Annotated in this window: 22 protein-coding genes; 19 read left to right on the forward strand and 3 right to left on the reverse strand. The window is 61.0% G+C overall.

Going from position 1 to position 26,020, the window contains the following annotated elements; genetic code table 11:
• Positions 1-68: 68 nt before the first annotated feature.
• Complete coding sequence (locus VL202_RS18285) at positions 69-710, forward strand: CBS domain-containing protein (protein ID WP_325465506.1); 642 nt, start codon at positions 69-71, stop codon at positions 708-710.
• Positions 711-1,309: 599 nt separating this feature from the next.
• Here VL202_RS18285 and VL202_RS18290 read toward each other — a convergent pair.
• A complete protein-coding gene (locus VL202_RS18290) occupies positions 1,310-2,140 on the reverse strand; it encodes a universal stress protein (RefSeq protein ID WP_325465507.1) in 831 nt (276 codons plus the stop codon).
• A gap of 182 nt (positions 2,141-2,322) precedes the next feature.
• Between VL202_RS18290 and VL202_RS18295 the strand changes: the two genes are divergently transcribed.
• From VL202_RS18295 to VL202_RS18380, 18 genes are all read left to right on the forward strand, one after another.
• Positions 2,323-3,432 (forward strand): HlyD family secretion protein, encoded by a 1,110-nt coding sequence (locus VL202_RS18295; RefSeq protein ID WP_325465508.1) that lies wholly within the window; start codon positions 2,323-2,325, stop codon positions 3,430-3,432.
• Positions 3,429-6,197: a ribosome-associated ATPase/putative transporter RbbA gene (rbbA, locus tag VL202_RS18300; RefSeq protein ID WP_325465509.1), complete on the forward strand. Its 2,769-nt coding sequence runs from the start codon at positions 3,429-3,431 to the stop codon at positions 6,195-6,197. Before VL202_RS18295 ends, rbbA begins: the two co-directional genes overlap by 4 nt.
• A gap of 3 nt (positions 6,198-6,200) precedes the next feature.
• Complete coding sequence (locus tag VL202_RS18305; RefSeq protein ID WP_325465510.1) at positions 6,201-7,307, forward strand: ABC transporter permease; 1,107 nt, start codon at positions 6,201-6,203, stop codon at positions 7,305-7,307.
• A 75-nt stretch (positions 7,308-7,382) separates the two neighbouring features.
• Complete coding sequence (locus VL202_RS18310) at positions 7,383-8,084, forward strand: CBS domain-containing protein (protein ID WP_325465511.1); 702 nt, start codon at positions 7,383-7,385, stop codon at positions 8,082-8,084.
• Positions 8,085-8,143: 59 nt separating this feature from the next.
• On the forward strand, positions 8,144-10,780 hold the full coding sequence (mgtA, locus tag VL202_RS18315) for a magnesium-translocating P-type ATPase (protein WP_325465512.1): 2,637 nt from the start codon (positions 8,144-8,146) through the stop codon (positions 10,778-10,780).
• A gap of 67 nt (positions 10,781-10,847) precedes the next feature.
• Positions 10,848-12,146 carry a bifunctional sulfur transferase/dioxygenase Blh gene (gene blh / locus VL202_RS18320; RefSeq protein ID WP_325465513.1) on the forward strand — a complete coding sequence of 433 codons (1,299 nt, stop codon included), beginning with the start codon at positions 10,848-10,850 and terminating at the stop codon, positions 12,144-12,146.
• Positions 12,137-12,484 carry a sulfite-sensing transcriptional repressor BigR gene (gene bigR, locus VL202_RS18325; protein ID WP_325465514.1) on the forward strand — a complete coding sequence of 116 codons (348 nt, stop codon included), beginning with the start codon at positions 12,137-12,139 and terminating at the stop codon, positions 12,482-12,484. Before blh ends, bigR begins: the two co-directional genes overlap by 10 nt.
• The gene (locus VL202_RS18330; protein WP_325465515.1) at positions 12,481-12,891 is read left to right on the forward strand and encodes a YeeE/YedE family protein; all 411 of its coding nucleotides are present in this window, start codon (positions 12,481-12,483) and stop codon (positions 12,889-12,891) included. Before bigR ends, VL202_RS18330 begins: the two co-directional genes overlap by 4 nt.
• Positions 12,888-13,319 (forward strand): YeeE/YedE family protein, encoded by a 432-nt coding sequence (locus VL202_RS18335; RefSeq protein ID WP_325465516.1) that lies wholly within the window; start codon positions 12,888-12,890, stop codon positions 13,317-13,319. Before VL202_RS18330 ends, VL202_RS18335 begins: the two co-directional genes overlap by 4 nt.
• Entirely contained in the window at positions 13,316-14,098 is a 783-nt protein-coding gene (locus VL202_RS18340; RefSeq protein WP_325465517.1) for a sulfite exporter TauE/SafE family protein, read from the forward strand. Before VL202_RS18335 ends, VL202_RS18340 begins: the two co-directional genes overlap by 4 nt.
• 296 nt (positions 14,099-14,394) lie before the next feature.
• Positions 14,395-14,724: a hypothetical protein gene (locus VL202_RS18345; protein WP_325465518.1), complete on the forward strand. Its 330-nt coding sequence runs from the start codon at positions 14,395-14,397 to the stop codon at positions 14,722-14,724.
• Positions 14,725-14,998: 274 nt separating this feature from the next.
• A complete protein-coding gene (locus VL202_RS18350; RefSeq protein ID WP_325465519.1) occupies positions 14,999-16,876 on the forward strand; it encodes a cation-translocating P-type ATPase in 1,878 nt (625 codons plus the stop codon).
• A 204-nt stretch (positions 16,877-17,080) separates the two neighbouring features.
• Positions 17,081-18,436 (forward strand): ferredoxin reductase family protein, encoded by a 1,356-nt coding sequence (locus VL202_RS18355; RefSeq protein ID WP_325465520.1) that lies wholly within the window; start codon positions 17,081-17,083, stop codon positions 18,434-18,436.
• A 135-nt stretch (positions 18,437-18,571) separates the two neighbouring features.
• Entirely contained in the window at positions 18,572-19,144 is a 573-nt protein-coding gene (locus VL202_RS18360; protein WP_325465521.1) for a TetR/AcrR family transcriptional regulator, read from the forward strand.
• Positions 19,141-20,304: an efflux RND transporter periplasmic adaptor subunit gene (locus VL202_RS18365; protein ID WP_325465522.1), complete on the forward strand. Its 1,164-nt coding sequence runs from the start codon at positions 19,141-19,143 to the stop codon at positions 20,302-20,304. The genes VL202_RS18360 and VL202_RS18365 overlap by 4 nt, the downstream gene beginning before the upstream one ends.
• Complete coding sequence (locus VL202_RS18370; protein ID WP_325465523.1) at positions 20,301-21,434, forward strand: ABC transporter permease; 1,134 nt, start codon at positions 20,301-20,303, stop codon at positions 21,432-21,434. Before VL202_RS18365 ends, VL202_RS18370 begins: the two co-directional genes overlap by 4 nt.
• Before the next feature lie 2 nt (positions 21,435-21,436).
• Complete coding sequence (locus tag VL202_RS18375) at positions 21,437-22,141, forward strand: ABC transporter ATP-binding protein (RefSeq protein ID WP_325465524.1); 705 nt, start codon at positions 21,437-21,439, stop codon at positions 22,139-22,141.
• 280 nt (positions 22,142-22,421) lie between these two features.
• A complete protein-coding gene (locus VL202_RS18380; protein ID WP_325465525.1) occupies positions 22,422-22,700 on the forward strand; it encodes a hypothetical protein in 279 nt (92 codons plus the stop codon).
• Positions 22,701-22,837: 137 nt separating this feature from the next.
• On the opposite strand, the gene VL202_RS18385 is transcribed toward VL202_RS18380, so the two are convergent.
• Together VL202_RS18385 and VL202_RS18390 are read right to left on the reverse strand one after the other, a co-directional pair.
• A complete protein-coding gene (locus VL202_RS18385; protein ID WP_325465526.1) occupies positions 22,838-23,830 on the reverse strand; it encodes an FAD:protein FMN transferase in 993 nt (330 codons plus the stop codon).
• The gene (locus VL202_RS18390; RefSeq protein ID WP_325465527.1) at positions 23,811-26,009 is read right to left on the reverse strand and encodes a PepSY domain-containing protein; all 2,199 of its coding nucleotides are present in this window, start codon (positions 26,007-26,009) and stop codon (positions 23,811-23,813) included. Before VL202_RS18390 ends, VL202_RS18385 begins: the two co-directional genes overlap by 20 nt.
• Positions 26,010-26,020 lie beyond the last annotated feature (11 nt).

A 26,020-nucleotide genomic window follows, 5' to 3' on the forward strand; every position in this document is an offset into this window, starting at 1 on the left:
TGAGCGAGATCAACGCTCTCCTTCGCTACACCTGCCAGAATAAGATAGATGTGCGAAAGGATAGATTGATGTTGGTACGGGATTACATGACGCCGAAGCCGGTCTGCGTGTCGCCGGACACAAGTATCAAACATACCATTCAACTGATGCTTGACCACAACGTCAGCGGCCTGCCGGTGATCGGCGACGATGATCAAGTCATCGGCATGCTGACGGAAAGCGATCTTCTCAGCCGGAGCGTGTTCATTGCGGGGCTCCAGTCTCCCCCGAGAGATCCTGACAACGCATTCTTTGAAAACTACGTGCGAACGCACGGAACGACTGTGGGGGATTGCATGACGACGGGGATCATCTCTGTTTCACCACAACAATCGCTCGCTGACGTTGCGGCTCTTGCCAGGTCCCACGGGATCAAAAGGTTGCCCGTTCTTCAGTCGGGTAAGCTCATTGGAATCATCAGCCGGCGCGATATTTTGCGGGCCGTGACTGCCAACCGCGATTGCGTGGCAACCGGAGATGTCGCTCTTCGGCTCGCAGTTGCGACGCGACTACGATCGGAGCTGGGCCTTGAGACAGATCGGCTTACGGTCGAGGTCAAGAACGCAATCGTCGAGATCTCCGGGCCTGTTCCATCGCCCGCGCAACGGCGTGCCATGCAAGTGGTGGCTGAAAGCGTCGCAGGTGTGGCCGGTATAAATTTTCGGCATTAGCTGCAGAACGATGGGTAGCTAAGGCACCGGACCGCACGGCAAGAAAGGACCAGCGATGCACAGTAAAATTCATACTGCCCAGTTTCAAGCGGTCCGTCTTCCCCGCCGTCTGCGACTCTCTCGTCGCTCTGAAGGAAACGTGGCAGCCCGTGCGACGGCGAAACCGAGACTCCTGATTGAAGTCGATGAGTTTGGTATGCGCTATGGACTCGACGCCGTTGCGATCCGCGACCTCAGGATCCTGTTCGGGTCACGCGGGACCAAACAGGAGCTGCTGGCAAATGCCCGTCGGCCAAGCCGAATTAGATAAATAAGCCGGTCGAACATTGCAACGCGGCGGCTTCGACCGACGCTCGAAAGCAGGGGCAGCTGACGAGTTTTCGGCCGGCGGGCACAATTTTCAGACATCGTCATGACGGCTTGTAAATAGCTTGAGGATGCACATGAAGGCCCGCCCAACCGATCACCCGGTCCCTAGGCGCACACTTGGTCTAGCGTCTAAGCCGAGGTTGCCCCCTTCCGCAACGGATGGTCTCCCAATAAGAAGCCGCCTCCAGTTGATCTGGAGACGGCTTCTCGAACTGCGCGTGACTATCGTTTCATCTTGCCATGAAAATCGGAAATTCCGACGATTCCAGCACGGTTGCCGTCACACCGCCGAAGATGCGTTCGCGCAGCCGCGAATGGCCATAGGCACCCATGACGATCATGTCGCAGCCGATCTCCGATGCATGCTGCGCCAGAATGTCCTCCGTTGTTCGTCCGCCGCTTGTCAGCTGTTCAACGACAACCTTAATGCCATGCCGCGAAAGATATGCGGCAATGTCTGCACCCGGCTCGCCGCCGTTCTTGAAGTAGGCGCTGTCAGGATCGACGAGCACGACGTGCACCGTATCGGCCCCTTTCAATATATCCAGCGCCTCCTTAGCTGCCTGTGCGGCCTCCGCTCTGGAGTTCCACGCAAGAAGAACATTCTTGGGCGCGAGTGTAGTCTTTCCCGACGAAGGGATCAGGAGGATAGGCGTACGCGCGTCAAAGGCTGCAGCCGAAACCGCGGCGCTTCGCAAACCTCTCTCACTCCGGACACTGTTTCCCAGAACCACAATATCGGCATACATGGCACGCATGCCGATATTGCTTTGAAGAATGAAATTGTCATCGTAAAAGTGATCGACGTCGAAGGAGATGGCGTTCTTGCTGCAGAGCTCCTCAGCGTGTTTGCGGACTTCGATCAGCGCTTTTATTTCTTCCTGCCGTTGCTCGATCCAAGCGGTCGCGACCGGATAATCGGCCGTAATCGGCTGTAATGCCGTCCCGATGACCATGATCGAAAGATGCGCGTCCGCCTCGATCGTCAGATCGATAGCCTTGGCGAGATCAGCGTTAGCGTCGTTTTCGCCGACGATGGCCAGAAGAGTTTTGAAGGACAAGTTTGGCTCCATCCAGTTGAGAGGGTTAAGGATGAGATGAGCCTAGAAGGCCTGCTGGAAGGTTGCGATGATCTTTGTCAATCGCTTGCGGCGAAAGCGCTGCCGAGAGGCTTCTTCGGGATCTTGCCGCCGTTAGGCCGTGTGATTGATCGCGGTCAAGGTTGTCTCTGCAGAAAAGGCCCATGGACTCATCTTTCAATCTACTGGGAGTGGATCTTGCCTTGAACCGGACATGGAGATTTGGCCTCGCCTTGGTCGTCGTTGCAGGTATCGGATATCTCGCATGGCACTATTACGCCCTGCGGCTTGCCGCAGAGGCGACACTGGGCCTCGCTAGCGGCAATGGCCGCATTGAGGCTGTTGAAATCGATATAGCGGCACGAACAGCCGGGCGTCTTGCTGCCGTGGAAGTAAGAGAGGGTGATTTCGTGACCGCTGGTCAGATCGTCGCTCGCATGGATATCGAACAATTGGCGGCTCAAAAACGTGAGGCAGAAGCGCAGCTCTCCCGCGCCAGGATCGGGATCGACACTGTCAAAAGCGTCGTCACCCAGCGAAAGGCCGAAAAAGATGCGGCCGCGGCTACAGTTTCCCAAAACACCGTCTTGCTCCAGTCCGCGCAGAAGCGGCTCACGCGCAGTCTCCAGCTATCAAAGAGCGGATCGGTCTCGGACCAAACACTTGACGACGATCGAGCCCGGGTTGACGGCGCTGCGGCGACTGTAAGCGCAGCAGAAGCGAACCTTGCCGCGACCGAAGCGGCGATCGGTTCCGCGACAGCACAAGTGATCGACGCCGAGGCCACGGTTGAAGCAGCCCAAGCGACGATCGCACGTATTGAAGTCGACCTTCGTGATTGTGAGCTCAAGGCGCCGCGCGACGGACGGGTCCAGTATCTGGTGGCGCAGCCGGGCGAAGTGGTGGCCGCCGGCGGCCGGGTGCTCAACATTCTCGATGTCGGCGACGTCTACATGACCTTCTTCCTTCCGACGGCGGAAGCCGGGCGAACCCCGATCGGCGGCGAGGCCCGGATCGTTCTCGATGCGGCCCCGCAATATGTCATTCCGGCCCGGGTCTCGTTCGTGTCCGATGTCGCCCAGTTCACCCCGAAGACCGTAGAGACAGAGCAGGAACGCCAGAAGCTGATGTTCCGTATCCGGGCTCGGGTCTCTCCCGAACTGCTTCAGAGATATATCGCGCAGGTCAAGACCGGGTTGCCCGGCCGGACTTATGTAAAGCTTGATCCGGCCGCAGAGTGGCCGGCGGCCCTGTCGCAGCCGCTCACCCCATGAGCCCGAAACAGCAGGCGACAGGCCTCCAGCCGGAGCCGGCCCACGTGGTACGGATGAAGGATGTCAGCCATTCTTACGGCAAGACACGCGCGATCGACGGTATAACTCTCGACCTGCCGGCGGGCCGGATGATCGGCCTGATTGGCCCGGACGGGGTGGGTAAATCCTCGCTGCTTTCGCTGATTTCCGGCGCGCGGCAGATCCAGACGGGCCAGGTCGAGGTGCTTGGCGGCGACATGCGCAGCGCCCGTCACCGGGACCGCACCTGCCCGGCCGTCGCCTACATGCCGCAGGGGCTCGGCAAGAACCTTTATCCGACGCTGTCGGCGTTCGAGAACGCGGATTTCTTCGCCCGCCTGTTCGGCCAGGACCGCGAGGAACGGGAGTATCGCATCGCCAGCCTTCTGAGGCGTACAGGCCTGTCGGGCTTCGAGGATCGCCCCGCCGGCAAACTTTCGGGCGGCATGAAACAGAAGCTCGGCCTTTGCTGTGCGCTGATCCACGATCCGGACCTGCTGATCCTCGACGAACCGACGACGGGGGTCGATCCGCTGTCGCGCCGGCGGTTCTGGAGCCTCGTGGACGACATCCGAGCGGAACGGCCGGAGATGAGCGTGATCGTCGCGACCGCCTATATGGAGGAAGCGGCGCGTTTCGAATGGCTGGCGGCGATGGACGCCGGAAGAGTGCTCGCGACCGGCACACCGCGCGAAATCTTGGCCCGGACTGGTGCCGCCAGGCTCGATGATGCCTTCATTGCGCTGATGCCGGAGGAGAGGCGCGCCACACACAAAGCCATTCCGCTTCATCCGCCGGCAGATTTCTATGAGGCCGAATTTGCCATCGAGGCAGAAGGCCTGACCATGCGCTTCGGCGATTTCACGGCAGTGGACGACGTCAGCTTCCGCATCCGTCGCGGCGAGATCTTTGGCTTCCTCGGCTCGAACGGCTGCGGCAAGTCCACGACGATGAAGATGCTGACCGGCCTGCTGCCGGCCAGCGTAGGCACGGCGAAGTTGTTCGGCAAGACGGTCGATCCGAAGGACATGGATGTCCGGCGGCGCGTTGGCTACATGAGCCAGGCCTTCTCGCTCTATACAGAGCTGACGGTCCGGCAGAACCTCGACCTGCACGCGCGGCTGTTCCAGCTGCCTGCCGACACCATCCCGGCCCGGATCGAGAACATAGGCCGGCGCTTCGAACTTACCGACATTATGGACGCGCTGCCCGATGCTTTGCCGCTCGGTGTCCGGCAGCGGCTTTCGCTGGCGGTGGCGCTGATCCATTCGCCGGAAATACTGATCCTCGATGAACCGACGTCCGGCGTCGATCCCATCGCCCGCGACCAGCTCTGGGCGACGCTGATCGAACTTTCACGGAAAGACCACGTCACCATCTTCATCTCCACCCATTTCATGAACGAGGCGGAGCGCTGCGACCGCATATCGCTGATGCATGCCGGCAAGGTGCTGGTGAGCGATACGCCCGAGGCGATCCGCAAGGCTCGTTATGCCACCACATTGGAAGAGGCCTTCATCGTCTATCTCGAGGAAGCCATCGGTGAATCGGCCGCTCCAGCCGCGCCGGCATCCTCGACGGTGGAAGACGGGCGCAAGTTCGGCGACGCTCGTCGGCACCGCGCCTTCGACCTGCGCCGCATCTGGAGCTACAGCCTTCGCGAAACGCTGGAAATCCGCCGCGACCCCATCCGCGCCACACTGGCGCTGATCGGCAGCGTCATCCTGATGTTCGTGATCGGCTACGGCATCAACATGGACGTCAAGGACCTGACATTCGCGGTGCTCGACCGGGACGACACGGTCGCCAGCCGCGACTATATCGCCGATATCGCCGGCTCCCGTTATTTCGTCGAGCAACCGCCGCTTGCTGACTATGCCGATCTGGACAGGCGCATGCGCGACGGCTCGCTGAAGCTGGCGATCGAGATTCCGGCCGGTTTTGCCGAACATGTGGCCCGCGGCCAGGATGTCGAGATCGGGGCGTGGATCGACGGCGCCATGCCGCAAAGGGCGGAAACGACGCGCGGTTATGTGCAGGGCATGCACGCACACTGGCTGGCGCACAAGGCGCGCGAGATGTTCGGCGATGCCGCCAAGGGGCAGTTCTCGATCGAGACCCGCTTCCGCTACAATCCCGGCATCGAGAGCTTGGTGGCCATGGTGCCGGCGGTCATTCCGCTGCTGCTTCTGCTGATCCCGGCCATGCTCGCGGCGCTCTCCGTGGTGCGCGAGAAGGAGCTCGGCTCAATTGTCAATTTCTACGTCACGCCGGTAACGAGGCTCGAATTCCTCATCGGCAAGCAGCTTCCCTACCTGGCGCTCGGCATGATGAATGCGGTGCTGCTGTTGCTGTTCGCGATCCTGGTGTTCCAGGTGCCGTTTACCGGCAGCCTGGCTGCCTTTGCCACGGCGGCACTTCTCTACGTCGCGTTCGCGACAGCCTTCGGCCTGCTCGTTTCGACCTTCATGTCGAGCCAGATCGCAGCGATCTTCGGGACGACGCTGATGACGATCATACCGGCCGTGCAGTTTTCCGGCATGATCGACCCGGTCTCCTCGCTGCAGGGCATCGGGGCGGTGATCGGCCGGATCTATCCGACCACCTATTTCAACATCATCTCCCGGGGAACCTTCTCGAAGGGTCTCGGCTTCGACAGCCTCCTCGATGCCTTCCTGCCGCTTATCCTCGCCGCGCCGCTGCTGATCGCGGCAAGCGCCTTCTTTCTCAAGAAACAGGCAAGGTGACGGATGCGGCTGGCCAGTATTTTCCATCTCGGGATCAAGGAACTGCGCGGCCTGTTGCGCGATCCTATCCTGCTCGGGCTGATCGTCTATTCCTTCACGATCGCCGTCTATACGGAAGCAAAAGCCGTTCCCGAAACATTGAACAATGCGCCGCTCGCCATCGTCGACGAGGACAGTTCGCCGCTCTCGCGGCGGATCGCGGATTCTTTCCTGAGGCCTTATTTCAAGCCGCCGGCGATGATCACCGCGGGCGAGATGGACGCCCGGATGGACGCCGGCACCGATACGTTCGCGCTCGATATTCCGCCGAACTTCCAGAGCGACCTGATTGCCGGCAAATCCCCCGTCGTCCAGCTCAATGTCGACGCGACCCGCATGACTCAGGCGTTTTCCGGATCCGGTTACATGCAGAACATCGTCTCGACGGAGGTCTCGGGGTTCTCTGCCCAGGACAACCGGGCACCCACGGTGAACTTGGCTTTGCGCGCCCGGTTCAATCCCGAACTAAACCAGATGTGGTTCGCCTCGGTGATGAACGTCATCGACAATGTCACCATGCTGGCGATCATCCTCACCGGCACCGCGCTTATCCGCGAACGCGAGCATGGCACTGTGGAGCATCTTCTGGTGATGCCGCTAACGCCGTTCGAAATCATGGCTGCAAAAGTGTGGTCGATGGGGGTGGTAGTGTTCGTCGCTACCCTGCTGTCGCTGATCTTCGTGGTCCAGGGGCTGCTGAAGGTTCCGATCGAAGGATCGATCATGCTGTTCATGGCTGGTGCAGCACTCCACCTGCTTGCTGCAACCGCCATGGGGATCGCACTTGCCACCCTTGCGGGTTCAATGCCGCAGTTCGGCTTGCTGCTGATGCTGGTACTGTTGCCGCTGCAGATCCTTTCCGGAGCGACCACGCCGCGTGAAAGCATGCCGGAGGTGATCCAGACGATCATGCTCGCGGCGCCGAACACCCACTTCGTCCTGCTCGCCCAGGCAATCCTCTATCGCGGCGCCGGGTTTTCGGTCGTCTGGCCGCAGTTCCTGTCGCTTGGAGCGATTTCCGCCGGCCTTTTCGCATTTTCCCTGCTTGGGTTCCGTCGCTCGTTGCGGTGATACGAGCCCGTTGACGAACGTCAAAGACAGTCCCGCCCGCACACCTATTCTGGCCGCAAGCAAGGAGATAAGACCATGCTGACTGTGCGATCAATCATGACTTCAGATCCGATTGCCGCTGGCCCAGACGCGAAAATCTGGGGGGCGGCCAACATGATGTTGGATTGCGGCTTTAGTGGCCTGCCCGTGATCGATGATGACGACCATGTGGTGGGCGTGATCAGCGAAAGCGATTACCTACGGCGCGGAGAGCTCCGGACAGAAGCCCGGCACGGATTCTGGCGTACCCTGTTTTCGTCGCGCGGTGCGTTGGCGGAGGATTACGCCAAAGCTTTTGGCAAGGAGGTTGGTGAGGTCATGACCTCGCCCGTGGTTACTGCAGAGCCGGAGATGACCTTCGAGGCCGCAGGTTATTTGATGGCCGATCGAGGGATCAAGCGCCTGCCCGTGGTCGAGAATGACAAGATCGTCGGCATCGTCACGCGATCCGACATCATGCGTACCCTGATCCGGCAGATGGCAGCTTACGCCGCGGATCGGATCGACGCGGATATCAAAGCCGGACTTGAGGCCGAATATGGCAGGCAACGCCGGGGTGACACTATTACTGTCACTGTCAACGCTACGGTGGTCACTTTAGAAGGCAGGGTATTGGACGCGCGGGAAAAAACGGCGGCACGGGTCGCCGCTGAAAATACTTTAGGTGTAACGAAGGTCATCGACCAGATCCTTATTGTCGGCTTTCCCGAGATGCCGGTTTCACCGCCAGGATTCTGAGCTGAACAGCGCCGAGGCGAAAGCCTCCGCGAAATCGACCAAGCAAAAAGGGGTTTCAATTGGACACCGTCGCGGGAACTGCAATCAAGCCAGGTCCCCTGACCTACTGGGCTTTGGACGAGGCGGCGGTTCTCACCAGCCTGCGCGCCTCAGGCGACGGGCTCTCCACGTCCGAGGCCGCAACGCGGATGAAAGCGTTTGGCCCGAACTCGCTTGGCCGGCCGGAAAGCCATCCTGCTATCAAGGCGCTGCTGCGGCAGTTTCGCAGCCCACTGGTGCTGATCCTCGTGGCGGCTGCGGCGATTTCTGCTTCGGTTGGTGAAGTGCACGAAGCCATCATCATTTCGATCATCGTGCTGTCGAGTTGTCTTCTTGGCTTTGTCCAGGAGCATGGTGCTTCGCGGGCAGTGGAGAAGCTTAAACAGCGGCTGTCGCAAAAGTCGACGGTTGTGCGCAATGGGGCAGACTGCATCATTGATGCCAGCGACGTCGTGCCGGGTGATGTTCTGCACCTCTCAGCGGGTAATCTCATTCCCGCGGACGGCATCATCCTCAGGTCTCGCGATTTCAATGTCAGCGAAGCAGTTCTGACCGGTGAAGCCTTTCCGGTTGTCAAAGCACCCGGGAAATCGGTCCCTGATGCGATGTTGGCCCAGAGAAATAACGTGGTCTTTGCCGGAACGTCAGTACGCAGCGGCACAGCCAGCGTTATTGTCGTCAAGACAGGAACCACAACAGAATTTGCGGCAATTGCCGAGACGCTCGAACGACAGGTCCCGGAGACGGAATTTGCTCGTGGTATCCGACGTTTTGGGGTTCTCATGACCCAGATCATGTTTGCGATGGTGATCCTGGTCTTCTTTGCGAATGCGCTTCTTGATCGGCCGTTGATCGACTCCATTTTGTTCTCGCTCGCCTTGTCAGTTGGTCTAACGCCAGAGCTGCTCCCTGCCATCATTAGTGTCACCTTGGCCCGCGGGGCGCGAGCCATGGCGGCAAACGGCGTAATCGTGCGAAGGCTTGAGGCGATCGAGAACCTCGGCAGCATGGACTTGCTGTGCACCGACAAGACAGGAACCCTGACCGAAGGGGTGATTCATCTGGATGCCTGGCTCGATCCGCGCGGTTATCCCTCAAGCGAGGTCCTACATCTGGCGCGGCTGAATGCGACGCTGCAGAGCGGCATGGATAATCCGCTAGACGATGCGATCAAGGCGGCACCTGCGGACGCGCTACGGGAAGCGGCTTACGCAAAGCGGGACGAGATCCCCTACGACTTTATCCGCAAATGCCTTTCGGTGATTGTCAGGTCACCGGATGGAGTGACCAGGTTAATCTGCAAAGGCGCAGTTTCCAACGTCCTCGGCCTCTGCAGCTCGGTTCGGACAATGGGGGGAAGCGAAAGGCTCGACGCTGAGGCGCGTACTGAACTCGAAAACCTGTTTCGCAATTGGAGCGAACAAGGTTTCCGTGTCCTAGCACTCGCCACGAGAGATCTAGACGAAACACAACCTTTCGGCCGTGCGGTCGAGACCGACCTCTGCCTGGAAGGCTTTCTGCTCTTCCTTGATCCGCCGAAGGAAACCGTGAAAGCCTGCCTGGCGGCCCTTTCGGCGCATGGGATCGCGGTAAAGGTCATTACAGGCGACAACCGTTATGTTGCAGCTCACCTCGCGTCCTTGATCGGGCTTCGGTCGAACCACATTCTGACCGGCACGGACCTCGCCAAACTCTCGTTAGCCGGGCTTGCCGCCAGAGTTCGGCATGTGGACCTGTTTGTCGAGATCGATCCCAATCAGAAGGAACAGATCATCAAGGCATTCCGGTCTCGCGGCCATGTGGTCGGTTATCTTGGCGATGGCATCAACGACGCTTCCGCCCTGCATGAGGCAGACATCGGGATCTCCGTCGATAGCGCCGTCGATGTCGCACGCGAGGCTGCCGACATGGTGTTGTTGAAACATGACCTCGATGTGCTGGTACGCGGCATCGACAGCGGCCGCGCCACATTCGCCAATACCATGAAATACATCTCAGTAACGACAAGCGCCAATTTCGGCAACATGATCAGCATGGCGTTCGCGTCCCTTTATCTGCCGTTTCTCCCGCTGCTCGCGAAACAGATACTTCTGAACAATTTTCTGTCCGACATCCCGTCCTTTGCAATCGCCACCGACAATGTTGATATCGAAGACCGGCGGGCGCCGCGGCACTGGGATATCGGCTTCGTGCGGCGGTTCATGATTACGTTCGGCCTGATCAGCTCGGTATTCGATCTCACGACATTCGGGTTCTTGCTTGTCTTTGCCAAAGCGACCGAACAGAGCTTCCAGACTGCATGGTTCATCGAATCTGTCCTGACTGAGCTTCTCATCGTCTTCGTCGTGCGGACGCGCAAGACGTTCTGGGTCAGCTCTCCAGCTCGTTCGTTGACGATGCTGACGGCGAGCGTCGCCGCCTTGACCTTCGCACTTCCGCTATTGCCGGGCGCCGACTGGTTCGGCTTCGTCCCGTTGCCCCTGCCGGTGATTGCCGGATTGCTCGTCATTACCACCTTTTACCTGATGGCTTCAGAAGCTGCCAAACACTGGTTCTTTCGAAGTGAAGACCGACGAGGCAGCCGACCGAAAGGGAAGCGCCATGACGATCCTCCTTTGCGCGTGGAACCCATGGAGCGACAAAAAAGTTCCCTGTAAGGACTAGCAAGATAATCATTATATATTATATTATTATGTATATTGTACTTCAAACACGGAGCCAGTCATGTCTGTCACCGCAATTTCCGAGAAGCTGTCCGTCTCGCCACAGCCCAGTCGCGACGACATCCAGTCCCTTCGCGAAAAGGGATTTAGAACTCTTATCAACAACCGACCAGACGATGAGGACGACGCCCAGCCAGGGACGTCTGTCGAACGCGACAAGGCAGAGCAATGCGACCTGTCCTATGCGTTCATCCCGGTCAAGCTTGGCTCGATCACCGAGGCAGATGTCCGCGCCTTCCAGCGCGCTGTCGATGAATCGGAGGGCCCCGTGTTCGCCCATTGCAAGAGTGGCACACGATCCCTTAGCCTTTACCTGATCGGCGAGGTTCTTGACGGGCGGATGCCTGCGGAAGAAGTCGTTGAGTTCGGGCGTGTCCGCGGCTTTGATACAAGTGCGGCCGCCGCTTCGTTGAAGCAGCACGCTTCCCGTCGGCCGCAGGTGAAGGGCGTCTTCGACAAGCGCACCTGGAGCGTCCAGTACGTGGTCTCGGATCCGGATACGGGCAAGTGCGCCATCATCGACCCTGTACTCGATTTTGACGAAAAGGCAGGAGCGACGGCGACGATCAACGCCGATGCGATCCTCGACTATGTACGCAGCGAGGGCCTGACAGTCGAATGGATACTCGACACGCACCCCCACGCCGACCACTTCTCCGCCGCGCAGTACCTGAAGGAGAAGACTGGTGCCCGCACGGCGAGCGGCGAGCGGGTCATGGACGTGCAGAAGCTCTGGAAGAATATCTACAACTGGCCAGAGCTTGAAGCTGATGGTTCGCAGTGGGATCGGCTGTTCGCTCATGGCGAGACGTTCAAGATCGGCAATATCGACGCCAAGGTGCTGTTCTCCCCGGGACATACGCTCGCCTCCATCACCTATGTGATCGGCGACGCGGCCTTCGTCCACGACACGCTCTTCATGCCCGACAGCGGCACGGCTCGCGCCGACTTCCCCGGCGGCGATGCCCGCGTCCTTTGGAAATCAATCCAGGAGATCCTCGCGCTGCCGGACGAGACGCGTATCTTCACCGGCCACGATTATCAGCCGGACGGTCGGGCACCGCGCTGGGAGAGCACTGTCGCCGAGCAGAAGAAGTTCAATCCGCATCTTGCTGACGTGACGGAGGAGGAGTTCGTGGGGCTGAGGACAAAGCGTGACAAGACGCTTCCGATGCCCAAGCTGATCCTGCATGCCCTGCAGGTGAACATCTGCGGCGGCCGTTTGCCTGAGCCGGAAGCCAATGGCAAGCGCTACCTCAAGTTTCCACTCGATGCGTTGCAGGGAGCAGCATGGGAATGAGCTCCGACCTGAAAGCAATGTTGAAGGCAGGGCTTGCTCCGACCGAGATGGCCAGCCGCGCCGAAGAGGTGGCAAACCTCCTCAAGACGCTTTCCCATCCGGCGCGACTGATGATCGTTTGCACGCTTATGGAGAGCGAGTACTCGGTCGGTGAGCTTGAAGAGAAGCTCGATGTCCATCAGCCGCATCTGTCGCAGCACCTGACGGTGTTGCGTGGCTCCGGCATCGTCGCAACTCGGCGGGACAGCAAGCAGATTTTCTATTCCCTGACTGAAGAGAAGGCCGCCGAGCTGGTCGCCGCGCTCTACGACATCTTTTGCGTGAAGGACGACACATGATCGAATATCTCCCATCATTGGCCGGCGGCATGCTGATCGGCCTGTCAGCGGTCATGCTGCTGCTCCTCAACGGGCGGATTGCCGGAATCAGCGGCATCGTCGGACGGCTGGCTCAGGGCGTCGGCCTGACCACCAACCTCGCCTTTGTGCTCGGGCTGCTGATCGGACCGCTCGCCTACATGCTCACATTTGGCGATTGGCCAACCGTTGAGATCACGGCCGGCTGGCCACTCATAATCTTCGCAGGCCTTCTCGTCGGCTTCGGCTCGCGAATGGGATCGGGCTGCACGAGCGGCCATGGCGTGCTCGGCCTCGCCCGTCTGTCGCTGCGTTCCATGGTGGCGGTCGCCACCTTCATCTCGGCCGGTGTGATGGCCGTCACAATACTGCGAGGTGTGGGACTATGAGCCGTAACGTCTACCAGTTCGCCGGCGCTCTCGCTTCGGGCATCGTCTTCGGCTTCGGCCTGTCGCTGTCTGGGATGCTGAACCCAGCCCGCGTCCAGGGCTTCCTCGACATCTTCGGCGCTTGGGATCCAAGTCTCGCCTTCGTTCTCGGCGGTGCAGTCATCGTAGCCTTCGTCGGTGTACAGGTGATGAAGCGGTTGCGGCGGCCGGCTTTCGACGACAGCTTCCATGTTCCAATGAACCGACGGATCGACGCACCGCTGATAATCGGGTCGGCCCTCTTCGGCCTCGGCTGGGGGATCGGCGGCTTCTGCCCCGGCCCGGCGGTCGCCTCTTTGTCTATCGGCATTCCGCAAACCGTCCTGTTCGTCATCGCTATGCTGGCCGGGATGACCGTGCATGACAGGGTTTGGAGTGGACGGACATGAGCACCTCCATCATTGCGGCAGTCGGATCCGGTGGGATCGTCGGTTTTATGCTCGGCTTGCTCGGTGGCGGCGGGTCGATCCTGGCAACGCCGTTGCTCCTCTACGTCGTTGGCGTCAAGCAGCCGCACATTGCCATCGGAACAGGTGCCCTCGCGGTTTCCGTCAATGCCTTCGCGAATTTCGCCAGCCACGCGGTTAAGGGTCATGTCTGGTGGCGCTGCGCAGCGGTCTTCTCTGTGGTCGGCGTCGTCGGCGCGCTTACCGGCTCGAGCCTCGGCAAAGCGATGGACGGCGATCGCCTAATCTTTTTCTTCGGCATCCTGATGCTCATCGTCGGCCTCCTGATGTTGAAGCCCAAGAAGCCGGCGTCGGCCGAATGCCGCCCGGTCGACCTCAGAATGTGCCTCGTGACAGCGGCCGTCGCGCTCGCTGCCGGTGCCGCTTCGGGCTTCTTCGGCATCGGCGGCGGCTTCCTTATCGTTCCAGGCCTAATGCTGGCGACGGGCATGCCGATGATCAATGCCATCGGCACCTCGCTTCTCTCCGTCGGCGCATTCGGGCTCGCCACCGCTCTGAACTATGCCAGCTCGGGGCTCGTGGACTGGTGGCTCGCCATCGAATTCATCGGCGGCGGCATCGTCGGCGGCTTGCTCGGCATGCTGCTCGCCACGCGCCTGAGCGCCTACAAGAACATCCTCAACCGCCTGTTTGCCGGACTGACCTTCGTGGTGGCTGCCTACATCCTCTATCGGACCTGGGGGACGTCGATGATTGGCTGAGAGCGGTCAATCACAGTTGTAGCCCCGGCACCTGACAGGTGCGATGGTGTCTAGTAGACATAAATATGCAGGACGCCGATAACAAGACGACGCACACTCGTACAAAAGAAAGGACCGGCGCTGTCACATGCACAGGGACCACTGCCTTAGAGTGAGCAGGTCAAGCGTGAGCTTTTGAAGAACCCTCACTGTACCTCCATCTCCTCACCATCTTAGACCTGCTCTAACGCTGTTCGCAGCGATACTGTTCATTTCCGCGCCACAGATCGCGGGAGTCGCGGATATCCCACAACCCAATGGGTATCTCGAATCCCGGAATGATCTTTGGCTCGATACAGCTCAAAATCCATTCGGCTCTTCGATATCTTCAACGGGCAGAATTGCTCCAACAGCGGCCATCAGGACTGCCCTTGCGCTTATTGGGCCACTTAGATGATCTGGAGATTCTGATCGTTCCAAATACGTTGTGGTGTTCGCTGAAGACTAGTGAGCGTTGGCGAGCAAGCGCCAACCGACATGCTGATCGCGCCCAGGGTCTGGCCATCTCGCTGCTGTTTGGCGTCATTTCCTCGACCTTGCTGACCGTGCTCGTGATCCCCGCCATTTACCGGGTTCTCAGAAAATGAACAGTTTGCCCGGGGCGGAGTGCCGTTCGTGGGCAATGTCGAAAGCAGGCTAACAGGATGGTCGGAGCAATCCGCTGCCCGTATGCGGATAACGCAACCGCGTACCCGACGGGACGGACGTGAGCCGGCAACGCCACGCTATCCGGATAGTCATGCTGATCGAATTCCAGCTGCCCCCTCGATCCTTGCTTTTGATCAATGACGAGTTCGTCGGATTCTGGAACTATTCTAACAGTGTCGGAACGTACCGAACCGGTAGGGCTGGAAATTGACGATGGAAAATACCTCTGATCGCCAAATGCTCCTGCTCAGCGGATTGACCATACTCGGCCTCGCTCTTGCCGCGCTGGCAGCTTTCGTCGCTCCTGGCTGGTGGGGTGTGATCGGGCTCTGTCTCGCCTATATCGCCGGGGGAATTCCTCCGGCCATCAATGCGTGGCTCTCCCTCTGGCGCCGGCATGTCCTGGATATCGATTTCTTGATGGTCCTCGCCGCTATAGCTGCGGCGGCTGTTGGCGCGGCGCTCGAGGGCGCGGTGCTTCTGACGCTCTTCAGCATTTCCACGACGCTGGAGCACCGTGCCATGGCCCGGGCACGGCGGGCGGTCGAGGCGTTGATGAAACTTCGTCCGGATACGGCGCTCAAGAAGCTGCCTGATGGCCGGACGATCGAGGTTCAGGTGAAAACCCTTTTGCCGGGCGACATCGTCGTGCTGCGTCCCGGATCCCGGGTGCCCGCCGACGGCGTGGTGCTGGACGGAACGGGATCGATGGACGAAGCAACGATTACCGGCGAATCCATGCCCGTTGAAAAGGTCGCCGGCAGCAAAGTCTTCGAGGCCACCGTCAACCTCAACGCGGTCCTTACGATGACGGTAAGCCGCCCGATTGCCGAAAGTACCGTCGCTCGCATGATTGCGCTGGTGACGCAGGCGCAGGCCGATCGCGCACCTTCCGAGCGTTTCAGCGATTGGTTCGGGCAGAAATACACGATTGCCGTCGTTGCCGGTTCGACACTTCTCTTCGCGGCATTGCTTTCGTTCGGCTGGTCGTTCGATGATGCGCTGTACCGTGCCGCGACCATTCTGGTTGCCGCCAGTCCCTGTGCCATCGTCATTTCGGTGCCGGCGGCGATCCTCTCGGCACTCGGCGCCGCAGCGCGCGGAGGCGTCCTGTTCAAGGGGGGAAGCGCGCTGGAGACATTGGCGGCAGTCCAGATATTCGCCTTCGACAAGACCGGAACACTGACCACGGGCCAAGCCGAAGTCACCGGTTTTTTCACTCGCATTCCGGAAAAGCAGTTTCTTTCGCTGCTTTCGGGGCTGGAAAGCCAGTCGGAGCATCCAAGCGCTGCCGCAATCCGACGCTTTGCCGCAGAACGAGGGCTGGAGCCCGCCGAAATCCGCGATGTCGTCAACATTCCGAGCGAGGGTATCACCGGGCTTCATGACAAAGGCACCCTGTGGGCCGGCAATATCCGGATGGCCAATCGCATGAACGCCTCGCTCCACGATGCCGGGATCGCAGCCATGGCAGCTTCGATGCAAACGATTGTCTATTTCGGGCGGGATAGCGATCTTCTTGGTGCGGTGAGCGTCGCCGACCAGCCGCGCGCAAGTTCCGCAGCAGGACTTGCCGCTCTGCGTGCGGACGGCGTCGGCAAGATAGCGATGATGACCGGCGATCGGCGAGCTGTTGCCGAGCGTATCGGCGCCGAACTAGGAATGCAGCCCGAGGAGATCCATGCGGACCTGCTCCCCGAAGACAAGGTGCGATTGATTTCGGAAATGGCGAAGATCGGCAAGATTGCGTTCGTGGGCGACGGCGTCAACGATGCTGCTGCTCTTGCCCGCGCCGACATCGGCATCGCAATGGGCGCGGCCGGCAGCGAGGTTGCGCTGCAGGCCGCCGACGTTGCCCTCCTCTCCGAGAATATGGAGCGCCTGGCCGCAGCCCGGCGCATCGCCCGTAGGACGCGCACCATCATCCGGCAGAATCTCGTCTTCGCGGTCGGGGCGATGATCGTTCTAGTGCTTTCAAGCCTGTTCTTCGCCCTCCCAATGCCATTGGCGGTGCTTGGCCATGAAGGCGGCACGGTCCTGGTCGTGCTCAACGGCCTGCGGCTCCTCGCAGATCCAATCCGAAAGGCCTGAAACACAGCAATCTTGTCGCAGGGCATTCGAAACCTGCCGACAAGCAAACCCACACGCCCTGAGGCTTTTCCACTGGAATAGGTTTGACCTTGGACAATGAAAACGTCGCCAGACGATGCAAGGATCAAACTCCTTGAACCGTATGTCTGCCAGTTGGCAAGCCCGAACGGCCGTGTATCCGGCCGTCGCGAGATGGAGAACCTGATGAAGCGCATCAAGATCGCGTTCTGGAGCCTGGTGGCTCTGCTCGGGATATTATGGCTGGTGGTCGATCCGCGCGTCCTGCAGGCGTCGGGCTTTTTTGCCCTGCGCGGATCAATGGTTCAACTCAGCGGCATTCTGGCGATGAGCTTCATGAGCGTTGCGATAATCCTTGCCCTTCGTCCGAGATGGACGGAGCGATGGCTCGGTGGGCTTGATAAGATGTATCGGCTGCACAAATGGCTCGGCATCGGCGCGCTGCTGGTCGCGAGTATCCACTGGCTGTGGTCGCAGGGTCCGAAATGGCTCGTTGGCTTCGGCTGGCTCACCCGCCCGGAGCGGGGTCCACCGAAGGTTTCCGCCAATGCGGTGGAAGAGACACTCCGGTCCTGGCGAGGGGCCGCCGAAGGCATCGGCGAATGGGCCTTCTACCTTGCAGTGCTGTTGATAGCGGTCGCGCTCATCCAGCGTATCCCCTACCGGTTCTTCTACAAGACGCATCGTCTCCTCGCGGTCGTCTATCTGGCGCTTGTCTTTCATACGGTGGTTCTGACCGATTATTCCTACTGGACCTCCCCACTCGGCGCAGTCATCGCGATCCTTCTCGCCTACGGCAGTTGGGCCGCGATCGTGGTGCTGGCACGCCGCGTCGGCGCCGCCAGGAAAGTGGCCGGCACGATCACCAGGCTCCATTACTTCCCGGCCCTTCGCGTGGTCGAGGGTGAAATCGACACACCCGATGGCTGGCCGGGCCACAAGCCCGGGCAATTCGCCTTTGTAACCTGGGACGAATCCGAGGGCCCCCACCCCTGCACGATCGCATCGTCGTGGAACCCGTCGGACCACCAGCTGACTTTTGTCAGCAAGGCGCTGGGTGACTATACGGGACGCATGGCTGACTCGCTGCGGGTCGGGCAACCGGTCAAAATCGAGGGGCCCTATGGATGTTTCACCTTCGATGACGATCGGCCACGGCAGATTTGGGTCGGCGCCGGTATCGGCGTTAGCCCTTTCATTGCTCGCATGAAGCAGCTCGCCAGGGATCGCCAGTTCTATTCCGGCCGGCCGCGCTGCCAGGCAATCGATCTGTTCCACACCACCGCCGACTGGAGCGATGAGGCCATCGCCAAGCTCACCAAAGATGCCGAGGCCGCCGGCGTGCGGCTCCACGTCTTCCACAATGCGCGTGACGGACTGCTGACCGGTGAACGGATTCGCGCTGTCGCGCCGGATTGGAAACAGGCAAGCATCTGGTTCTGTGGCCCGGCCGCCTTCGGCGACGCCCTGCGAAACGACCTCCTCGGCCACGGTTTGCCGTCAGCCGAACACTTCCATCAGGAACTGTTCGCGATGCGCTGAGCGGATGGGCAGCCAATTGTTTCGACCTCACGCTAAGGTCGATTGATTTTTCCTCACACCCTTGTTAGTTATCTATAACTAACAAGGGTGAAGACTATGCGAAAACCGTCGGCAGAGCGCAAGGAACAGATTTTGATGACCGCGTTGCGGCTTGCCGACGAATTGGGACCGGACCGGTTGACTACGGGCGCCGTTGCCGAGGCGATCGGGGTGAGCCAACCGGCGATCTTCCGTCATTTCCCAACCAAGCAGGCGCTCTGGCTCGCAGTGGCTCAGACAATCCGGCAGCATATGATAGCCGGATGGCAGGAGGCACTCTCCGCCGTCACGTTGCCAGAGAAGCGGATCGCCGCAGTGATCGACATCCAGTTGCGTACGATCGAGCTGCACCCCGCCATTCCGGCGATCCTGTTTTCGCGGGAACTTCAGGTCGAGAACGTCGATCTGCGCCAGACATTCGCCGGCCTGCTCGCCGCCTTCCATCAAATTCTCTGCGAAGAACTGGACAGGGGCCAGAAGGCCGGCGTGTTTCGCGCCGACATCGATCCCGCCGATGGAGCGGTGCTTCTGATCTCCCTCGTTCAAGGTGTTGCAATCCGTTGGTCCTTGGGCGCGCGCGGGTTTGAGCTCAGGTCGGAGGGCAAACGCCTGCTTACGGTTCAGCTGGAACTGTTTTCAGTTTTGGCTCGGAAGGAGGACCGGACATGAAGGGCGGCAAGATGGCGAAGCTGCTGGCAGTCGCGGTTCTGTCCGCCGGCGCGGCGACCGCTTATATGGTCCTGACCAGCCGGCCGATTGCCGTACCGGTCGCATCGACCGAACGCAATGTCGCCATCAGGGTCTATGGGCTGGGAACCGTGGAAGCTCGAATCGTGTCCAAAATCGGCTTCCAGGTGGGCGCTGCCGTGACGCAACTCTCGGCCGATGACGGTGATGCCGTAACAAGGGGCGACCTGCTCGCCCATCTCGACAAGGATGTCCAGGTCAGTCGCGTCGCGCGTGCCCGCGCCGCCGCGGAGGGGGCGGCGGCCAATCTCGATAAGGCAGAAGCGAATGTTGCCAAGGCTGTGACGGTGCTCGCCCAGAGACGGGCCGCCGATGAGCGCCAACAAACGCTTGTCGGTCGCAATGTCAGTTCGCACCAGATGGCCGAAGAGGCGAAACGCGATGGTGAAGTCGCCGCAGCCGACCTCACCATCGCACGCACGGAGGTTGACGTCGTCAGGTCCCAGGTCGCCGACGCAGCCGCCGCGCTCGCCTATGAACAGGCAATTCTGAGCCAGCACGAGCTTAGGGCGCCTTTCGATGGGGTCGTCGTGGAACGGCATGCCGAAGCAGGAACCGTGGTTCGCGCCGGCGACGTCATCTATACGCTGATGGACCCCGGCAGTGTATGGGTCCTCGCCTATATCGACGAGGAGCGTGCCGGCTTTCTGGCTGTCGGCCAGAAGGCGGACATACGCCTGCGCTCCATGCCGCATGACGTCTATCACGGGAGAGTGGCGCGGATTGGCATCGAGAGCGACCGCGTCAACGAGGAGCGCCGCGTCTGGATCGCATGCGAGATCTGTCCTCCACGCGCCTTTCTCGGCGAACAGGCGGAGGTCATGATCACTGTCGCGGAACTGGCGGAGGCTCTCCTCGTGCCCGAGGATGCGATCAGCGGGTTCGACGGCCACAGGGGCCGGGTAAACGTCGTGCGCGACGGCAGGCTTGCCGAAATCGAACTGACGTTCGGCCATAAGGACCAGGATGCCCGGATTGAGGTGGTGAGCGGCCTGCCCGAAGATGCGAAAATCGTCACCACGCCGCTGAAGAAGCAGCTGGAAGGACGCATAGCTCGCGTGATCGAGGAGCCGGTTCCATGAACCTCGCCTATCGCGACGTTCGTCACAATCTCTTTCGCTTCATCCTCACCTGTCTCGGGCTCGGGCTCTTGATGGGGCTGGTGCTAGCGATGATGGGTATCTACAACGGACTGGTGGCAGACGCGCTGAACGTCGTCCGCGCGCCGGGAGCCGACCTCTGGGTTGTCGAGGCCGGTCGGCTCGGACCCTTTGCCGAACCCTCGAAGATTCCTGACGGTACCCGCGAGACGATCGCCCGCCTGCATGGCGTGCGTGATGCGGGCAGCATTACTTATCAAACCGTGGAAACGCCGCACGCCGGCAAGACGCTACGGCTTTATGTGATCGGCTACGAGCGTGGTCGCATCGGCGAACCGCGCAATCTCGTCGAAGGGCGCGCCATCGAGCGCAGCCATTTCGAGGTGGTCGCCGATCGCAAGTCCGGTCTCTCGATCGGGGACCGCGTCAGGCTCGGGCGCAATCATTTCCGGGTCGTCGGGCTGATCGAGGATGCGATGAGTTCTGGCGGCGATCCTGTCGTCTACATCACACTTTCGGACGCGCTGACGCTGCAATCCCAGCAGTCGCCATCTGCAGCCAGGGTGCAATCAGCGCGCGGCGAGGCACCGGCGAAAGGCGACACCGTCGCCGCCATCATCGTCCATCTCGAACCGGAGGCTGATATCCGCTCCGTCGCCCGGACCATCCGGCAATGGAAACATCTCTCGGCGATGACCCAGGTCGAGCAGGAGGACCTGCTGATCCGATCCGTGGTCGATCGCGCACGCCGGCAGATCGGGCTTTTTCTCGCTATCCTGCTGACGGTCTCGGCAGTGGTCATCGCCCTCATCATCTATACGATGACGATGGAGAAACTGAAGCAAATCGCCACGCTGAAGCTGATCGGCGCGCGGGACCGGACCATCATCGGCCTGATCGTCCAGCAGGCGGTGGCACTCGGCGCGGTTGGCTGGGGCCTCGGCCTCGTCTTGATCCTGCTGGTCAAGGACTACTTTCCCCGCCGTGTCCTGCTGGAACCGGTCAACGCGGTGGCGCTTGCCGGCATCATTTTCCTGGTCTGCGTTCTGGCGAGTGGTCTCGGTGTTCGCGCCGCGTTGAAGGTCGATCCGGCCACGGCGATCGGAGGATAAGCATGGTGGATGACGCAAGCCCGGTGGTTGTCGAGGTTTCCGGCCTGTCGAAACATTACGGCGAGGGGCCGACCCGGGTCGATGCACTGCAGGGCGTGGATCTCAAGGTCCTTTCGGGCGAGGTCGTGGCATTGCTCGGACCTTCCGGATCGGGCAAGACGACGCTGCTCAACATCATTGGCTGCATCATCGAACCAAGCGATGGGAGCGTCTGGCTGGACGGGGAAACCGTCTACGACAAGCGTTGGCTGAGAGACAATCTCCGGCGCCTGAGGCTCGACAAGATCGGCTTCATCTTCCAGTTCCACAATCTCCTGCCCTTCCTCAACGCCCGTGACAATGTTGCCCTCGTCCTGCATCTTGCAGGAAAATCGGATGCCGAGGCACAGAAGCGCGCCGTCGAACTGCTCGATTATCTCGAGATCGGCCACCGCAAGGATGCGATGCCGGCGCTCCTGTCAGGCGGAGAGGCGCAGCGCGTGGCCATCGCCCGGGCATTGGCGAACAGCCCGCGCATCATCCTCGCGGACGAGCCGACGGCGGCGCTGGATTCGAAGCGGGCCGGCATCGTCATGGACCTGCTGCGCAAGCTGGCCGCAGAGCAGCATGCCTGCATCATAGCCGTCACGCATGATGAAAAGATCTACGACCGGTTCGACCGGCTCTATCACCTGCGTGACGGGCACCTGCAAGAACAGACGGCGTGACACGAGCAGGCTTGTCGCGAATTTGCCGTCGATCGGGAACCTATCATCACCAAGGAGGTTAGAGGCTGAAGGAGACCCCGATGCAAAGTACCGCCCAATGCGTGCAGGAACACACCTCGCCGGAGACCAATCGCCGTATCCGGCTGTAGATGGAGCGGCGCCTGGCCTATTATCAGGACAACCGCGCAGAGATCGATCAACGATCGGCCAGCTCGACAGGGAATGGGACATTGAGCGCGCCATTGAGGCGAATGCTTCCGCGCTTGCACTGACCGGCCTGATGCTGGGCATTTCGGGAGACCGCAAATGGTTCGGCCTTCCTGTCATCGTAACAGGCTTCCTCCTGCAGCATGCGATCCAGGGCTGGTGCCCGCCTATACCGATCCTCAGGCGACTGGGCTTCAGGACTGCCGATGAAATCGGCCAGGAACGCTATGCCCTGAAGGCGCTGCGTGGCGACTTCGACGGTGTCGCAACGGCCGAACCATCAGGCGAGCTTGCAATGATCCTGCGGATCGTCGGGGTGCGACAAGGTTCGGCGCGAACGAGCGCTGCCTGAAGCCGCAGCCGCAAACTTTCTGGGCCCGTGAGCCGCCACTTGATTTAATAATGGATGTTTGCGCAGGAACCGTGCCGTACGCGGGTAACCTATGAGCTTTGGGTCCGGGCGCAGCCGACGGTGAAGGATCCTGACTGCTACCGCGACTGGACGAATTCGGAGCCTGTCGCTGGATGAGACCTTGTCGGCCGCGAGGTCGCTCCAAATCGGTCAAGCTCGTTCGAGGCGCCTCGTTCGATGAACAGCACCGTAAGACCTTGTGCCTCTGCCAGCGAACGGCCCCTGTCCCTGCCCAGCACCATCATCGCGGTCGCCCAGGCGTCTGCGGTAGCGCAATCGGCGGCGATGACCGTTGCCGATGCCGGCGAGGCGTGGAGCGGCATGCCCCGGGCGGGATCGATCGTATGGGCGAGGCGCTTCCCGGCGATCTCCACCCAGTGGCGATAATCGCCTGATGTAGCGATGGCTGCATCCGAGAGCTCCAGGATGGAATGGGCGCTTCGCCTGTCCCTGTCGGGGGCCTCGATGGCAATAGTCCACTGCGAGCCGTCCGGGCGCGCGCCGATAGCCTTCAATTCCCCGTCTATGGCGAGCAGTGCGCTGGCGATTCCGTGTTCCTCGGCAGCTTTGGACAGGCGATCGACGCCATATCCCTTGGCGATCCCGTTGAGGTCGAAGGTCATCGGCCCATGCTTGCGTGCGCGTCGATTGTCGCGGTCCAGTTCGAGAACCTCGTAGGCCGGCAGGCGTGCCCTGGTGCGAGCGGCATATATCGTGTCATTGGAGGCGGCTTCCGGGCCGAAGCCCCAGGCACCGGTTGCATCCCCAAGCCCGATATCAAAGGCCCCTCCGCTCGCGCCGCCGATCTCCAGCCCTCTGGCGAGAACCTCCATTAACGGGTGCGGCAATGACAGCCATTGGCCGGGCGGGGCATCGTTTAGCCGATTGAGATCGCTCTGCTTTCGCCAGATCGACATCTGCTCGTCCACCTCCGCGACCGCCGCCGCGAGCGTGAGCTTCAGCGGCGCCCCCTCGAAATTCACCGGGGCGTGGAAGACAGCGGACCAGCGGGTTCCCATTGTAGGACCGTTCAGGGCAAAGCGCTGGAAATCAGTAGACATCTTCGGCATAGCGACCCTCCGCCTTCAGGCTGGCAATCGTCGGTCCCTGACCGGCGAGAATGTCGGTAAGGACGCTGGCGACACCGGCCGCCATGTCGCGTCCGCCGCAGACCATGATCTGGGCACCTTCTGAGATCAACCGTGCCACACGCACGGCGTCTCGGTGCAAGGCATCCTGGACATAGAGCGGTGCCGTACACCGTGAATAGGCAGTGGTTACGGAGGAAAGCCGTCCATCCGCCCGCCAATCGGCGATCTCCTCCGCATAGAGAGCATCACTCGACGGATGGCGCGCGCCAAAGAACAGGTGCATCGGCTGGCCTTTCGTATTGCTTCGGGCAAATCCGGCGAGTGGGCCGATGCCGGTGCCGGCGCCGATCAACAGAACAGGTCGCGTGCCGGCCTCGATCCGAAAATTCGGATTCGGGCGGAGGAACGCTTTCATCGTCTGCCCCGGCTCCAGCGTGGTGAGTTGGCTTGAGCAAAGACCAGCCGGCTGGCGGCGCACGCAGATTTCAAGAAAGCCGTCGCTACTTGCCGATGCGAGCGAATAGAAGCGGGGGCAAGTGGAGCCTTCCGGGAGGACACCGATCAGGTCGCCCGCTTCGAAGGTTGGGAAGGTTCTGCCCGTCAGCCGCGCCCAGAGACCCGCTTTCGGCAAGGCGAAACGAAGGATCGAGACCGGAGCCTGCACATCGGCGCCATAGTCGCGCCGGCTGAGCAGGCCCAACTCGATCGTTGCCGGAGGCGACGCCTCGTGGTCGAGTTCGAACGGCAGGTGCAGCGCTTGGGAAAGCGAGCGCCCCCAGCGCGCGAAATCCTGGGGCGATTGCCGATCGACTGTTTCCATCGACAGCAACATCGCCCAGCCTTTTGCCTTCGCCGCCTCCGCCACGTCCTGCGCAAAGCCGCAGAAGCGAGGATAGAAGCGGTCCCCGAAACCGAGGATGGCGACAGGGGCTTTCGGGGCCTCGGACAGTGCGTCGAGTCGTTCAAGGAAGTTGCGCGCGGATGCAGGCGCGTCGCCGTCGCCATGGGTCGCAGCGAGAAGGATCACCCGCTCCGCCTTGCGCCAGGGGCCGGGTGCGAACGACGTCATGGGGCTTGTATGGACCCGCGCGCCGGCGGCTTCGAGCGCCGCCCGGAGCGTCTCGGCGAATGCCCACGTGCTGCCGCCTTCGCTGCCGACCAGGATGATCGTGTCGGCCTGATCGGCGGGGACGGAAGTGCGTTTTCCGAACCGAAGCGCGGGGATCATGAGCCGGACGCCCGTCCAGCTCAGGATCGGAACGCCGAGCGCGGAGAAGCCGAGCAGAAGACCAAGCAGGGCGGCACCCCGGCCGGTATGGAGCATGGAGATCACCTCGCCGGCCCTCTCGAAGGTGCTGACGTCCGACCAGGTGAGAAGCTCACCGGTGCCCTGATCGATATATCCCTCGCCTTCCGTTGTTTTGAGCGTCAGCACATCCGTCTCGTCTCCCGCCACAGGGAAGGAGAGCAGGCGCAAATCCTCGATTGGGGTATCACGAAGGAGCGTGATGGCGCCGGGAGTGGCGCCCATTTTTCCGCTGACTGCCGTCGGAAAGGGCGGAGGACCATTGCCTTCCGGCACGAAGCCGAAGGTGGATGCCGCCATCCAGAGAGCGGTCGTCGAGGACAGCAGAAGACCCGCGACGGTCAGGCGCGCCACAGTCGCGTGCCGTCGTCCGTCTCCCGTTCCGCGGTTGCGCGAAAGGATGTGGCGCCAGCCGCCGGCGCGGCGCGCCAGCATGGACAGGCCCGACAGGCACAATACCACCATGGCCGCTGCACCGGTGGCAACAGCGATGCGGCCGGGGTCGCCGAGGAAAAGCGAGCGGTGCAGGTTGGTTAGGAAGCGTTGTACTGTAGGTGTGCCGACCCGCTCGACCGCCGATCCGGTTTCAGGATCAATGATCGACGAGACAGCCCCACCGCCTTCGGTGTGATAAGCCGTGATACGGCCTGACGGCGCCCTGCGGATCTGCTCCACGGACGGATACCGTACCTGGACGCGCGTCGCAATGTCGGCAACACTTGCCTCGACGCTGACCGGCCCCGTCCAGGCCTGGTAAGCAGGAAATACAGAGAGAGCAGCTCCGCTCAGGGCCACTACGGTTACGAGAATGGCCACGACCACGCCTGGCCAGCGGTGCAGGGATCGCATCATGATAAAATCCT

The sequence above is a fragment of the Pararhizobium sp. genome, assembly GCF_035497515.1.
In the GTDB taxonomy this organism is placed as follows: Bacteria; Pseudomonadota; Alphaproteobacteria; order Rhizobiales; family Rhizobiaceae; genus Pararhizobium.